This is a genomic window from Microbacterium sp. ZW T2_14 (genome assembly GCF_044987405.1).
In the GTDB taxonomy this organism is placed as follows: domain Bacteria; phylum Actinomycetota; class Actinomycetes; order Actinomycetales; family Microbacteriaceae; genus Microbacterium.
In genome coordinates this window covers 36880-50587 of record NZ_JBJDRK010000015.1, presented here as the reverse complement: position 1 = coordinate 50587, position 13708 = coordinate 36880, and the positions used below count along the sequence as shown (strand labels likewise).

At 72.2% G+C, this 13708-nt stretch carries 13 protein-coding genes; 9 read left to right on the top strand and 4 right to left on the bottom strand.

Going from position 1 to position 13708, the window contains the following annotated elements:
- Nucleotides 1-46: 46 nt before the first annotated feature.
- A complete protein-coding gene (locus ACI3KY_RS07395) occupies nt 47-1450 on the bottom strand; it encodes an MFS transporter (protein ID WP_404929554.1) in 1404 nt (467 codons plus the stop codon).
- 208 nt (nt 1451-1658) lie between these two features.
- Here ACI3KY_RS07395 and ACI3KY_RS07390 point away from each other — a divergent pair, with 208 nt between their 5' ends.
- Nucleotides 1659-2378 carry a GNAT family N-acetyltransferase gene (locus ACI3KY_RS07390; RefSeq protein WP_404929534.1) on the top strand — a complete coding sequence of 240 codons (720 nt, stop codon included), beginning with the start codon at nt 1659-1661 and terminating at the stop codon, nt 2376-2378.
- Between the two features lie 3 nt (nt 2379-2381).
- Here ACI3KY_RS07390 and ACI3KY_RS07385 read toward each other — a convergent pair whose 3' ends face one another.
- A complete protein-coding gene (locus ACI3KY_RS07385) occupies nt 2382-2588 on the bottom strand; it encodes a hypothetical protein (protein ID WP_404929533.1) in 207 nt (68 codons plus the stop codon).
- Nucleotides 2589-2590: 2 nt separating this feature from the next.
- Nucleotides 2591-3397, bottom strand: coding sequence for an SDR family oxidoreductase (locus ACI3KY_RS07380; RefSeq protein ID WP_404929532.1), 807 nt, complete (start codon nt 3395-3397; stop codon nt 2591-2593).
- 153 nt (nt 3398-3550) lie between these two features.
- On the opposite strand from ACI3KY_RS07380, the gene ACI3KY_RS07375 reads away from it, so the two are divergent.
- The 6 genes from ACI3KY_RS07375 (at nt 3551) to ACI3KY_RS07350 (ending at nt 10026) form a co-directional block, all read left to right on the top strand.
- A complete protein-coding gene (locus ACI3KY_RS07375) occupies nt 3551-4471 on the top strand; it encodes a cyclase family protein (protein WP_404929531.1) in 921 nt (306 codons plus the stop codon).
- A 73-nt stretch (nt 4472-4544) separates the two neighbouring features.
- Entirely contained in the window at nt 4545-4709 is a 165-nt protein-coding gene (locus ACI3KY_RS07370) for a hypothetical protein (protein ID WP_404929530.1), read from the top strand.
- A gap of 176 nt (nt 4710-4885) precedes the next feature.
- Complete coding sequence (locus ACI3KY_RS07365) at nt 4886-6226, top strand: phytase (RefSeq protein ID WP_404929529.1); 1341 nt, start codon at nt 4886-4888, stop codon at nt 6224-6226.
- 54 nt (nt 6227-6280) lie between these two features.
- Complete coding sequence (gene menC, locus ACI3KY_RS07360) at nt 6281-7414, top strand: o-succinylbenzoate synthase (protein ID WP_404929528.1); 1134 nt, start codon at nt 6281-6283, stop codon at nt 7412-7414.
- 132 nt (nt 7415-7546) lie between these two features.
- Nucleotides 7547-8419: a hypothetical protein gene (locus ACI3KY_RS07355; RefSeq protein WP_404929527.1), complete on the top strand. Its 873-nt coding sequence runs from the start codon at nt 7547-7549 to the stop codon at nt 8417-8419.
- A gap of 221 nt (nt 8420-8640) precedes the next feature.
- Nucleotides 8641-10026, top strand: a complete 1386-nt coding sequence (locus ACI3KY_RS07350; protein ID WP_404929526.1) for an alpha-hydroxy-acid oxidizing protein — start codon at nt 8641-8643, stop codon at nt 10024-10026.
- A gap of 5 nt (nt 10027-10031) precedes the next feature.
- Here the strand turns inward: ACI3KY_RS07350 and ACI3KY_RS07345 are convergent, their stop codons facing one another.
- Nucleotides 10032-10703 (bottom strand): hypothetical protein, encoded by a 672-nt coding sequence (locus ACI3KY_RS07345; RefSeq protein ID WP_404929525.1) that lies wholly within the window; start codon nt 10701-10703, stop codon nt 10032-10034.
- Between the two features lie 98 nt (nt 10704-10801).
- Between ACI3KY_RS07345 and ACI3KY_RS07340 the strand changes: the two genes are divergently transcribed.
- Together ACI3KY_RS07340 and ACI3KY_RS07335 are read left to right on the top strand one after the other, a co-directional pair.
- Nucleotides 10802-12661 carry a substrate-binding domain-containing protein gene (locus tag ACI3KY_RS07340; RefSeq protein ID WP_404929524.1) on the top strand — a complete coding sequence of 620 codons (1860 nt, stop codon included), beginning with the start codon at nt 10802-10804 and terminating at the stop codon, nt 12659-12661.
- 10 nt (nt 12662-12671) lie between these two features.
- Nucleotides 12672-13694 (top strand): hypothetical protein, encoded by a 1023-nt coding sequence (locus tag ACI3KY_RS07335; protein WP_404929523.1) that lies wholly within the window; start codon nt 12672-12674, stop codon nt 13692-13694.
- Nucleotides 13695-13708 lie beyond the last annotated feature (14 nt).

Below are 13708 nucleotides of genomic sequence, written 5' to 3'. Positions count from 1 at the left end.
GCGCGCCATCGTGTGTCGCAGCGGTCGCAGCGAAGTGCCGCGCTCGCTACTCGCGCAGGGACGGATGCTGCTCCTCGGGCGCGTGATGGCGCGGGATGAACAGCGCCACCACGAGGGCGACGATCGCGGCGGCCCCGCCGAGGATCAGCGACAGCGTGAAGCCCGTGGTCGTGGGGACCGGCATCCCCTCGAAGTCGACGGTGTAGGTGGCGAGCACCGCGCCGATCACCGCGGCCGCCGTGCTGGTGCCGAGGGAGCGGAACAGGGCATTGAGCCCGTTCGACGCGCCCGTCTCGCTCTGCGGCACCGAGCGCATGATGAGCATCGGCATCGAGGCGTACCCGAAGCCGATGCCCGCGCCGATGAGGATGTTCGCGACGAGGATGTGCCACACCTCGGAGGAGAACAGCAGCGTGAAGCCGTAGGCGGCGATCAGCGAGAGCGCGCCGAGCAGCAGCAGGAGCTTCGGGCCGGTGCGGAACGCGATGCGACCGGCGATGGGCGACAGCACCATCATGACCAGTCCCGACGGCATGACGATCAGGCTGGCGACGAGAAGGGACAGGCCGAACCCCGCCCCCGTCGCGACCGGCAGCTCGAGCATCTGCGGGTACACGACGTTCGAGGCGAAGAGCGAGAACCCCATCGCCACCGAGGCGATGTTCGTCAGCAGCACCGCGGGCCGCGCGGCGACCCGCAGGTCGAGCAGCGGCTCGTCGATGCGCAGCTCGAACCATCCCCACAGCAGCAGCACGACCAGCCCGCCGAGCCCGCACACCAGCACCGGCGGCGAGCCCCAGCCCCACTCGTTGCCGCGCGAGATCGCCAGGAGGATGCCGATGAGGCCGACCGCGAGTCCTGCGGCGCCGACGTAGTCGAACCGGCCGGCGGTGCGCAGCACGCTCACCGGCACGATCCAGAGGACGAGCGCGAACACGATGACGCCGAGCCCCGCGGCCATCCAGAACAGCAGATGCCAGTCGCTCCGCTCGGTGATCAGCGCGCTGATCGGCAGGCCCAGCGCGCCGCCGACCCCGAGCGTCGCGCTCATGAAGGCGATCGCGGAATCGACGCGGTCCTCGTGCAGCACGTCGCGCATGATCGAGATGCCGAGCGGCACCACGCCGACGATGGCGCCCTGCAGCGTGCGCCCGACGATGATGCCGACGATGCCGGGCGACAGTGCCGCGACCACCGAGCCGGCGACCATCACCGCGACGAGCACGAGCACGATGCGGCGCTTGCCGTACATGTCGCCGAGTCGCCCCGAGATCGGGGTGATCACCGCCGCCGCGAGCAACGTCGACGTGACCACCCACGCGGTGTCCTCGCGGCTGGAGTTCAGCAGCTCCGGCAGCTTCGACTGGATGGGCACCATGAGGGTGAACATGAACGACGAGCACAGGCCCGCGACGGCCAGCACCGCCACGATGGCGCCCTGACGCGGCATCCGGGTGAGTCGTCTTCTCGCGTCCTCATCACCCGTGCCCATCGCTTCAGGCTATCGGCGCTGCGGCCTTCGGGGCCCCGGCCCGCGAAGGTGCAGCCGGCGGACGAGAGGGAGGCGGCTTCCCTCCTCCTCGTCCACCAGCTGCACTCTCACCGACTTGGTGTCGACGTCGGGCGTCCGGACCGACGCGCCGGAGTACCGTGATGGCATGGCCGAGACCGCCACGCCGCCCGGCGTCGACATCCGCCCGCTCGACACCGTCGACGAGGTCCACCGCGCCTCCGATGTTCTCGCGGAGGTGTGGGGCGGCGACCGCGGCGGCATGCCGCCCAACCTGCTGCGGGCGCTGGCGCACTCCGGCAACTACGCGGTCGGCCTGTACGAGGACGATCGCATGGTCGGGGCATCCGTCGCGTTCTTCGCGGTTCCGGCGGCGCGCTCCATGCACAGTCACATCACCGGCGTGCTGCCGGGCCACCAGTCGCAGGGCCTCGGACGCGTGCTCAAGCAGCACCAGCGGGAATGGGCGCTCGCGCGCGAGGTCGGGAACATCACCTGGACGTTCGACCCGCTGGTCGCCCGCAACGCGCACTTCAACCTGCGCGTGCTCGGCACGCGGGTCACCGAGTACCTCGTGAACCACTACGGGCCCATGGACGACGGCGTCAATCGCGGCGACGAGACCGACCGCATCATGGTGTCGTGGGCGCTCGCCGCGCCGCCCGTGCCCACCCCCGGCGACGAGCGGGTGGTCGCGTCGGTCGAGATCCCGCACGACATCGAGACGCTCCGTCGCGAGACGCCGGTGGATGCCGCGGTCTGGCGCTCACACGTGCGCGAGCAGCTGACCAGGCACCTCGCCGCGGGTCTCGCGATCGGGGGCTTCGACGACGCGCGCGGCTACCTGCTCGTCCGGCCTGATCGCTGACCCTCACCGATCGGGTGGCTCCGTGGTGGGGTCTCCCGGCCGCACGTCGGCGTCGTCGCGGATGTCGATGCGCGTGACGCCGTCGCGGTGCGTCACGTCGATGCGCGGGTCGGCGTCCGACTCGACCGCATCGGGCGCGGACGTCAGCTGATCGCGCCGCTTCTCCTCGTCGGTCATGCCGGTGGAGTCGGTCTCGTCGTGCTCGTTCATGCTCATCCTTCCCGCCATTCGTCGCTCTTCAGGTGCGAACCGGCCTGGGGGCCCATCTGCAGCATCCCGCCGTCGACGGTCCAGCTCGCGCCGGTCACGTAGCTCGCGCTCGGCGAGGCGAGGAACGCCACCACCGCCGCGATCTCGTCGGGCTTTCCGGGTCGACCGAGCGGGATGCCGGGGCGACGCGTGTGCTCGGCATCCTCCGGATCCTGGTTGGTGAGCGGGGTCGCGATCTCGCCGGGAGCGACGGCGTTGACCGTGATCGCGTGCTCCCCGAGCTCCTGGGCCATCGTCTCGATGAGGCCGCCGAGGCCGTGCTTGGCGGCGACGTAGGCGGCCGATCCGACGCGCGGCTGGGTCTCGTGCACACTCGTGATCGCGACGAGGCGCCCGCCGCGGCCGGCGCGCACCATGTGGCGCGCCGCCGCCTGCAGCCCGGCGAAGGCGCCGTCCAGGTTGAGCGCGACGACCTGACGCCAGTCCTCGATCGAGAGGTCCAGGAACGGCCCGCCCGATCCGCCGCCGGCGTTGTTGACGAAGACGTCCAGGCCGCCGAGGCGCTCGACGAGTCCGTCGATCGTGCCGGCGACCTCGTCGAGGGCGGTGGCGTCGAAGCGCGTGACCTCGGCACGGCGACCGCGTTCGCGGACGCCGGCGGCGGTGCGCTCCGCCCCGTCCTCGTCGCTGTGCCACGTGATGCCGACGTCCAGTCCGGCGTCCGCCAGCGCCAGCGCCGTCGCCTGTCCGATACCGGAGTCCGAAGCGGTCACGATCGCGTGCCGCGGTGCGAAGTCGAAAGTGTCCATGTGCCCGACGGTACGAGGACCGCATTTCTCGGGGCACGGGGTTGCATGCCCGGAGCGGCCCCGCTAGAGGCGCCGTCGGTTAGACCGGAATCCGACGGACGATGGCGGTCGCGGACGGCGACCGGCGGATGCCGCGGCCCTAGGCTCGCTCGCATGCCCGAGTATCGCGCCCACTTCGATTTCGACATCAGCTTCGCCAACGGGGGCGGCCTCGCCGGCACCGGGTTCCGGCTGGACCTTCCGACCGCCGACATCTCCGAAGACGGGATCGCACGCCTGCTGGTCGCGCATCTCGGGCTCGCCCTCGTGGACGAGGTCGCGCTGCGCGGACTGCGGGTCGTCGAGGAGCCGCATCGCGGCAGCCGCGGCGTGGACAAGGCGGTGGAGGCCGAGGCCGCGAGCCGCCGCATCATCGACCTCAGCCACCCCATCAGGGCCGGTCTCGTCACCTATCCCGGGCTCCCCGCGCCGACGATCACGCCGCACCTCACCCGCGAGGACTCGCGCGCCCGCTACGCGCCCGGCACCGAGTTCGCGATGGACGTCATCCAGATGATCGGCAACACCGGCACCTACCTCGACTCCCCGTTCCACCGTTACGCCGACGGACGCGACCTCGCGGGACTCGACCTGTCGTCGCTGGTGGGCCTCCGCGCCGAGGTCTTCCACCTCGAGGATGCGTGGGATGCCTCGCGCCGCGGCATCCGTTCGGCCACGCTCGCCGATCGCGACGTGCGCGGCGCGGCCGTGCTGCTGCACACCGGATGGGACCGCTGGTTCGGCCGCCCGGAGTACGGCGCCGGCGCCCCGTTCCTGACCGGCGAGGCCGCGCAGTGGCTCATCGACGCCGGTGCGGTGCTGGTGGGAATCGACTCGCTCAACATCGACGACACCGAGTCGGGAGGCGAACGTCCGGCGCACAGTCTGCTGCTGGATGCCGGCGTGCATGTCGTCGAGCACCTCACCCGCCTGGGCGAGCTGCCGCCGCGCGGCGCCCGCTTCACGGCCGCCCCGCCCGCCGTCGAGGGTTTCGGCACGTTCCCCGTCCGCGCCTTCGCCGAGATCCCCGGCTGACGCTCAGGAATCGATGCGCGTGACGTATCAGCCCGGGCAGGACCATCTCTTCTCCAGGGAACAAGGAGAAGCCATGCGCGAGCACATCGAGACACTGATCGTCGCCCTGAGTGGCCGAGCGGCGCGCGCCGACGTGCGCACGGAACCGCGGGAGCCCCGACGCCGCCGGCCGCGGGTCGCCCGCTCGACCTACATCCCGGTCCGGCGCGAGCGCGCCGACGCGCGCTTCGCCTACTGACGCCTGGCGTGACGGATGCCGCGGCCACCGCACGCTCGCTGACGGACGCCGCCCGAACAGCGGTCGGGGAGGTTTCGGCGTGAACGGGCGCCGGAGGAGTCGCACCCCCACGCGCGCGCAGCGGCCGTTCACCCGGCGGCCACTCGGCGTTCGCCTGGGCCCGTCAGCCTCGGCGCATGTCTCACCGTCTGCTGCTCGCGGTGCCGCTCGCCGCGGTCCTCGTCGCCTCCGTTCCGCTCTCTGCCACCGCCCGCCCGGGCGGCGAACCGGTGCCGCCGGCCGTCGTCACCACCGCCGTCGAGACGCCCGCGCTCTATGACGACGCCGAAGGCGGCAGTGCGTCGGGCGACGACCCGGCGATCTGGGTCGCCCCCGGTGACGCGCGGGACTCGATCGTCATCACCACCGCCAAGGAGGGCGGGCTGCGGGTCTACGACCTCGACGGCGCCGAGCTCCAGTCCCTCGCCGCCGAGCCGGCGCCCCGCGCGGACGGCGTGGCGGGCCGCTACAACAACGTCGACATCGCGTACGGCCTCGATCTCGGCGACGGGCCGGTCGACGTGGCTGTCGTCTCGGACCGCTACAACGACCAGCTGCGCTTCTTCGCGATCGACCCGGCGGGTGCCGAGGCGCAGGCCCCGGTGCACGAGATCACCGCTGCCGAACAGCCCTTCCTCTTCAGCGCCGATCGTGACGAGGTGAGCGACGACCACACCGCGTATGGACTCGCCGTCTGGCAGCCTGCGGACGGTGCGGCCGTGGCCGTCGTCACGCGCGAAGGCACCACCACGGTGGCGACCGCCGAGCTCACCGTGGCGGACGGGCGCGTGGGCTACGAGCGCATCGACAGCTTCGACTTCCCGGCATCCTTCCCGCTCCCCGACGGCACGACCTGGCAGCCGTGCGACGAGCCCGGCGGGCTGCCGCAGCTCGAGGGACTCAGCGTCGACCAGCGGACGGGCGTGCTGTACGCCGCGCAGGAGGACGTCGGGCTGTGGCGCGTGGCGCTGCCGCTCGGCTCGAGCGAGCCGACGCTCATCGACCGCGTCCGCGACTTCGGCATCCACGACGCGTTCGACCCGGAGTCCGAGGAGTGCGAGCCGGTGGATGCCGCGGCGAAGGGCTTCGGCGGCACGGCGCTCGAGGCCGACGCGGAGGGCGTCGACCTCTACTACGGTCCGGGTGCGACCGGCTACGTCATCGTGTCGAGCCAGGGCGACGACACGTACGCCGTCTACCGCACGCAGGGCCGCAACGACCTCGTCGGGACCTTCCGCATCGAGGGCGTGGACGGCGTCGACGACGTGCAGGGCTCCGACGGGCTGGCGGTCACGAACCGGCCGGTCGGCGACTACCGCGAGGGTCTGCTGGTGACCCACGACGAGCCCGACAGCGGTCCCGAGGTCGACGATCAGCGCGACGCGACGAACTTCTCGTACGTGTCGTGGGGCGAGGTCGCCGATGCGCTGCGCCTCAAGGTCGACACGGCGGCGCGCAACGACCCGCGCTTCGGCTGATGCGCCGCGCCCGGCTGCCGTCGCGAGGGCGGCGGCCGGGCGTACGCTGAGCGCATGCCCATCGCCCGGCCGGCGGCATCCGTCGCCCTCGAAGGATTCGAGCTGCGGGTGCTGCACCTGCCGCTCGTCGCCCCGTTCACGACGTCGTTCGGCACCGAGACGGTGCGAGAGGTCATCCTGGTGCGCGCGCTGACCGGCGACGGGAGTGGCTGGGGCGAGATCGTCACGCAGGCCGATCCGCTGTACTCCAGCGAGTACACGCAGGGCGCGTGGGACGTCGCACTGCGCTTCCTCGTGCCGGCGCTGCTGGATCGGGGAAGCGTCGCGCCCCAGGACGTCGCGGGTGCGCTCGAGCCGTTCAAGGGCCACCGCATGGCCAAGGCCGGGCTCGAGCTGGCGGTGCTCGACGCCGCCCTGCGGGCGGAGGGGCGCAGCTTCGGCGAGTACGTCGGCGCGGTGCGCGACCGTGTGCCGAGCGGGGTGTCCGTGGGCATCCAGCGCGACTCCGCGACCCTCGTCGAGACCGTGCGCGGCTATCTCGACGAGGGGTACGTGCGCATCAAGATCAAGATCAAGCCTGGGCGCGACGTCGCCGACACGGCCGCGGTGCGCGACGCCTTCGGCACGATCCCGCTGCAGGTCGATGCGAACTCCGCCTACACGCTGGCGGATGCCGACACCCTGGCCGAGCTCGACCGCTTCGACCTGCTGCTGATCGAGCAGCCGCTGCAGGAGGACGACCTCGTCGACCACGCGACGCTGGCGCGGCGGCTGCGCACGCCGGTGTGCCTGGACGAGTCCGTCGTCTCCGACAAGGCGGCGGCCGACGCGCTCGCGCTGGGCTCGGCATCCGTCATCAACATCAAGGCCGGCCGCGTCGGCGGTTACCTCGAGGCCGTCCGCATCCACGACCGCTGCCTCGCGGCCGGCGTGCCGGTCTGGTGCGGCGGCATGCTCGAGACCGGCATCGGCCGTGCGGCGAACGCGGCGCTCGCCGCGCTGCCGGGCTTCACACTGCCCGGCGACGTATCGGCGTCGAGCCGCTTCTACACGCGCGACATCGTGACCGAGCCGGCGGTGCTCGACGACGGCCACGTGCGTGTGCCGACTGGCCACGGCCTCGGGGTCGAGATCGACCCGGTGGCGCTCGACGACTTCACCGTCGCCCGCGAGACCCTCACCCGCTAGGCCGCGGGAGTGCGATCCATGCCCGTGATGCGTACCGTTCTCAGGACGGAGGGGGGACGGATGCCGCGACCCGCCGCGTCTGCGGGCCCGCGGCGCGCACCGGTCCTGAGAACGGTACAGGTCACGAGGTCGATGCGGGCTGTCGCGGCGGGCGCGGTGGTGGCCGCTGCCGGCCTCGTGCTGGCGGGTTGCGCCGGACCGCCGGCGCCGGTCCCCGACCCTGCGCCGACCCTGCCGGCCGGCGTGACCGTCGAGCTCGCGCAGCTTCGCGCCGATGTGGGGCCGCGGCAGGCGCAGGTGCGCGTGACGAACGGATCCGACACTGCGATCGCGGTGGGGGAGGTGCGGGTCGAAGATCCTCGGCTCGACGGCCCGGCGACCCGGGTGATCGCGGATCGCACGAGCACGATCCCCGCGGGCGCGTCCGTCGACATCCGCGTTCAGCTGCCGCCCGTCGCGTGCCCGGCGCCCGACGAAGGCGATGGGACGGTGGTGCTGGAGATCGTCTCGGACTCTCGAACGGCCGAGGCGACGGCATCCGCTCCCGACGCGCTCGGGTTCCTCGAGGGCCTGCATGCCCGCGAGTGCCTGATGGACCGGGTGATGGATGCCGCGACGCTCTCGTTCACCGGGTTCGAGCCGTCGCCGCCGGGCCAGCCTGCCGCGCTGGAGCTGACAGTGACACCGACGGGAACGGGTGCGGTCACGGTTGTCGGGGTGGAGGGCACGAACCTCCTCAGCTTCGCGGGGGTGCCCCCCGAGGAGGACCTCTACCGGCTCGACCTGGACATCGCCGCCGCGAAGGCGGATCCCATCGTGCTCGAGCTTCCGCTCGCGCCGTTCCGCTGCGATCCCCACGCGGTGCTGGAAGACAAGCGCGGCACGATCTTCGACGTGCGGGTCCGTCTCGATGGAGAACCCGGCGAGTTCGAACTGTTCGTCGGGGAGGAGATGCGCGCGCGGATCCTCACCTGGGTCGCCGACTGGTGCCGATTCGGCAGCTGACCCTCGCGAAGGGGAATTGCGCGCACGGAAGGCGCTTGCACCGGCGGGCTCGGTGCGGGGACCGACGGGATCGGCCTCCGCCCGGCGGCGGGGCTCGGCGCGCACCATCGGGTTTGGGGCGCGTGTTCTCCGTTTGGGGCGCGTCTCTTCCGCCCCGAAGAAACCGAACCCGCCCCAAACCCGCGCGGTGTGCCGCCGGCGCCGGTGCGTAGGCTGACCGCATGGCTCAAGGAAGCGCCGCTCCCCCCGAAGACCCGGCCGCCACCTCGCGCGGCATCTCGCGCCGGGCGCAGTCCAGCATCTACCGCGCCGGCATCAGCGGCACCCGCCCGCGCGTTCCGGTCGACGCCGCGGCGCTCGAAGCCGCCGCCCGCAAGGCCCTGAGCGCGGAGGCATTCGCCTACCTCGCCGGGGGCGCGGGCGCCGAGCGCACCGTCGCCGCCAACCGCGCCGCGTTCGGCCGCTGGCAGGTGTGGCCGAGACCGCTGCGGGACGTGTCGTCTCGCGACCTGTCGATCGAGTTCCTCGGCGTCCGCCGCCCGACGCCGCTCCTGCTCGCCCCGCTCGGCGTCATGGAACTCGCCCACGCCGACGCCGACCTCGCCGTGGCGCGGGCCGCGGCATCCCACGGCATTCCGTACACCCTGTCGAACCAGGCGTCCTTCTCGATGGAGGAGATCCGAGACGCGGCGCCCACCGCGCCCCGGCTGTTCCAGCTCTACTGGTCGGCCTCCGACGATCTCAACGCCTCGCTGCTGCGGCGGGCCGAGGCATCCGGCTGCGAAGCGATCGTCGTGACGCTCGACACCCACCTGCTCGGCTGGCGCACGCGCGACCTCGACCTCGCGTACCTGCCGTTCACGCGCGCCATGGGCATCGCGCAGTACACGAGCGACCCCGTCTTCCAGCAGCTGGTGCGCGAGCGCTCGCGGGCCTCGGCGGCGGGCACTTCGACAGGCTCAGCGACCGGGATGAGGGAACCGGATGCCGCGGCCGATGCCGCGCCGCCGGTCAGGCTCACTCCGAAAGCCGTGGCCGCCGGGGTGCGCATCGCCCGCAAGGGCGCCGCGCTGACGGGCTCCACCAGCATGCGCGAGAACCTGCGCTCGCCGCTGCCGCGCGCCGCCGTCGAGACGTTCCTCGATGTCTTCTCGACACCCGCGCTGACCTGGGACGACCTGGCCAAGGCCCGGCAGTGGACATCGCTCCCCATCATCCTGAAGGGCATCGTGCACCCGGACGACGCGATCCGTGCCCTCGATGCGGGGATGGAGGGCATCTGGATCTCGAACCACGGCGGACGCCAGATCGACCAGTCGGTCCCGACGCTGGAGGTGCTGCCGACCATCGCCGAGCGGGTGGCGGGCCGGGTGCCGATCGTCTTCGACTCGGGCGTGCGCCAGGGCTCAGACGTCTTCATCGCGCTGGCTCTCGGTGCGACCGCCGTGGCCCTCGGCCGCCCGTACGCGTACGGACTCGGCATCGCCGGCGAGGCCGGTGTGGCCGAGGTGGTGCGCAACGTCCTCGCCGAGCTGGACATCACGCTGGGCCTCGCGGGGTTCACCTCGATCGCCGATGTCGACCGGCAGGCGCTGCGCGAGGTCTGAGCCCGTCAGCGCGGATGGCCGTCCGCCGTGAAGCCGAAGACCGGCACCGCGCCTGCCGGCTCCGCCACGGGGAGCGCGTCGTGCGCCGCGTCGGGCGATCCGGGGAAGAGGACCGCGGCCAGCGCATCGGCGTCGCCATCCTGACAGGCTGCCTCGGCGTGCACGCCGATCGCGTCGGCGGCAGCCTCTCCATCGGGCACCTGGCCGTCCCGCACTTCGACGACGAGCGACGCGATGGCGAAGGCGGGATTGGATGCCTCGACCACGGCGATCCCGTCGCCGGAGGCTTCCGCATCCGTCGTGGTCCAGCCCCGCGCGGTCAGCCAGCCCGCGAGGTGGTGCGCGGTCGACATCGCGTCGGCGTCGAGGGTCCAGCCCTCCGGTGTGGTGCGGCCTATGACGAAGGAGTACCCGCTGCCGCAGTCGACCGGGGCATCGCCGTACTCCTGCACCTGCCAGTCGCCGTCGTAGAGATGCAGCTGGACGGTGCCGACGGCCGACTTGAACAGCAGGTTGGTCTGGCGCGCGGCGTCGTAGAGGTCGTCCGCGCCGCTCGTCGCGCAGCCCGCCAGGGCGCCCACCAGGGCGATTCCCACGGCGACGGCGGCCCACCGCCGGCGGCACCGCTGCGCGCACCCCTGCGTGCGCTGCAACGGGGTTGGAGTCTGCTCGATCATCGTTGTTCCTCCGATCGACGCGTCCAGGTTATGTCGCGGCCGTCCCTGCCGGGGCCGGGCGTCTGTGCGGCCGGGGTGCGGGGCCGTAGGCTTCTGCCATGCCTGCACGAGCCCGGCGTTCGTCCGCCGACAGCACCCCGTTCGCCCGGACTCGACCGCGTGCACTGGGGGCGACGGCGGTGCTGATCGCCGCGACGATCGCGCTCGCCGCCTGCACCGGCAGCACGCCCGACGGCGGCGACCTCGGCGAGGGCGACTTCGCCGAGGACGGGTGCACGAGCGTGGTCGTCGCCACCTCGTCCGAGAAGGTCAACATGCTCGACGCGCTCGCCGACGCCTTCAAGGAGTCGCCGCAGCACGAGCAGCTCGACGAGTGCGCCACGGTGCACCCGGTCAACGTCTCTTCGGGCGACGCGACGCGGTTCCTCACCTCGGGCGCGGACTGGCCCGACGAGAACCAGCGCCGCTGGCCGACGATGTGGTCGCCCGCGTCGACGGTCTGGACCGACCGGGTCGCGGCCGCGGCATCCCCCTCCCTCGTCGGTGAACCCGAGTCGTTCACCCACACGCCCGTCGTGTTCGGGGTGCCCGAGACGATGGCCAAGGCCCTCGGCTGGCCCGGAACCGAGATCGGCATCGCCGACTTCGAGGCGCTCTGCCAGGACCCGCAGGGCTGGGCGAGCGTCGGCAAGCCGTTGTGGGGATCGTTCAAGATCTCGAAGACCAACCCGAACACCTCGACCACCGGGCTCTCGGCGATCCTGATGCAGTCGTACGAGGCATCCGGCAAGACGTCCGATCTGACGGCCGCCGATGTCGCCGCGGCCTCGGAGTTCTCGCGCGTCTTCGAGGAGTGCGTGATCCACTACGGCGACACCACCGGCAAGGTGCTGACGCGCCTCTACGACGAGACGCAGAACGGCGCCGGGGGATCGGGCTACGTGTCGGCCGTGGCGCTGGAAGAGACGTCGCTCCTCAACTACAACCAGGGCAACCCCGACTCGCACACGGTGCAGCCCGGCGAGACGCTGACGCCGCCGAAGGAGAAGCTGGTCGCGGTCTACCCGTCGGGCGGCTCGATGTGGTCCGACAACCCGATCACCGTGCTCGGCGCCGACTGGGTGACCGACGTGCAGGCCACCGCGGGTGCGGCCTTCGCGGCCTTCCTGCAGACGGATGCCGCGCAGAAGATCCTGCCCGAATACGGGTTCCGGCCGCTGGATGCCGCCGCACCTCTCGGCGACCTGTTCACCGCCGAGTACGGGGTCGACCCTGCCGGCCCGGCGGTCACGCTGCCCAAGCCCGCGGTCGACGTGGTGTCGGCGGCGATCGATCAGTGGACCCAGATCCGCAAGCCGTCGTCGGTGCTCGAGGTGATCGACATCTCCGGCTCGATGGACGAAGGGATCGGCGACGGCCGCTCCAAGCTCGACGGCGCCATCGAGGGCGCGCAGTCCACGCTCGGGCACTTCCGCTCGTCCGATGAGGTCGGGGTCTGGGCCTTCACGACGGGCGTGGAGTCGGAGGCGGGCCAGAACATCGTCGTGCTGCGCGACGTCGAGCCGCTCGCCTCGGATCGCGAGTCGGTGGATGCCTCGCTCGACGACCTGCGGTACGCCCACCGCGACGGCACGCCGCTGTACGACGCGATCGCCGCCGCCTACGAGGAGATGACGGCGCGCGCCGAGCCCGGTCGCATCAACGCGATCGTGGTGCTCTCGGACGGGCAGGACACCGACTCGTCGATCTCGCTCGACTCCCTCGTCGCCAGGATCGGCGCCGCGTCGAAGGAGGGCGGCGACGAGGCTCCGGTGCGCATCTTCCCGATCGCGTACGGCGAGGGCGCCGACACGGCCGCGCTGCAGCGCATCGCCGAGGCGACCGGCGGGCAGTGGTTCGACGCGTCGGACGCGGCGAAGATCGACCTGGTGTTCGCGTCCGTGATCAACAACTTCTAGGCGTGACCGCATGATCGTGGCGACGGACGGGCAGGGCTACGTCGACGATGCCGTCGACGGCATCGGGGCGGACGGCGTCTACGTGTCGGCCGAGGTGCCGGGCGCGGCGGCTCTGGAGGACCAGCTGCAGGCGCAGATCGGCGAGGAGTCGATCGGCGTCGCGGTGTTCTCCGACAACGCGTCATTCGAGGCATCCGGTCCCGACATCGTGGCGCAGCTCGCCGCCGCCCATCCCGAGTGCGAGACCATCATCGTGGCGGTGGGCGACGACCTCTCGGCGGGTTCGCGGGTGCTCGAACAGGGCGAGGCGATGCGGATCGCGAACCAGGCGGAGATGCCGGGCGGCGACCTCGATGCGGCACTCACCGAGACGATCCAGGGGGTCGTCGCGGTCTCGCCCGATCCGGCCGGATCGGGCGACGGGGGGCCGTTCCTCGGTATCGCGATCGGCGCTGCGGTGCTCGTGGCAGCCGGCGGCGCCGTGTGGGGCGTGCTGAGGGCGCGCCGCCGCAACCGGCCGGTGCCCGCTCGCCACGCCCTCCCCGAGCCCGTGCGCGCCCACGTGCAGACCCTGCAGGCGCTGACCGCCGAGTACGCGCGCGCGGGCTCGGCCGGCGTCGCCCAGGCGGGCGAGGTCGCCGCGCAGGTCGGGCTCATCGCCCAGAACACCACGGAGCTGTTCGACCGCCTGGACCGCAAGGGCGAAGAGGGCCAGCGCTCGATCGCGGCGGTGGAGTACGGCGAGACCCTCCGCAAGCTCACGGGTGCGCTCGACCGGGACTACCTGCTCGACATCCTGACGCACCCGGATCTGTGGGACGATCCCGACGAGCGCGTCCGAGAAGTCCGCACCGCCCTCGCGTCCTTCTCCACGGAGCTGGTGGAGAACATCAAGCAGGTCAACGCGCGCCGCGGGCTCCACTTCCAGGTGTCGCTCGACGGGCTCATGGGCCGGCGCAAGGAGCTCCAGGACTGGGACCGCGCCTTCGAGAGCGCGGACGGCGAGAACGGCCCGTCCCCGCGGGGCGACTAGCCCGGAGCGAGCGC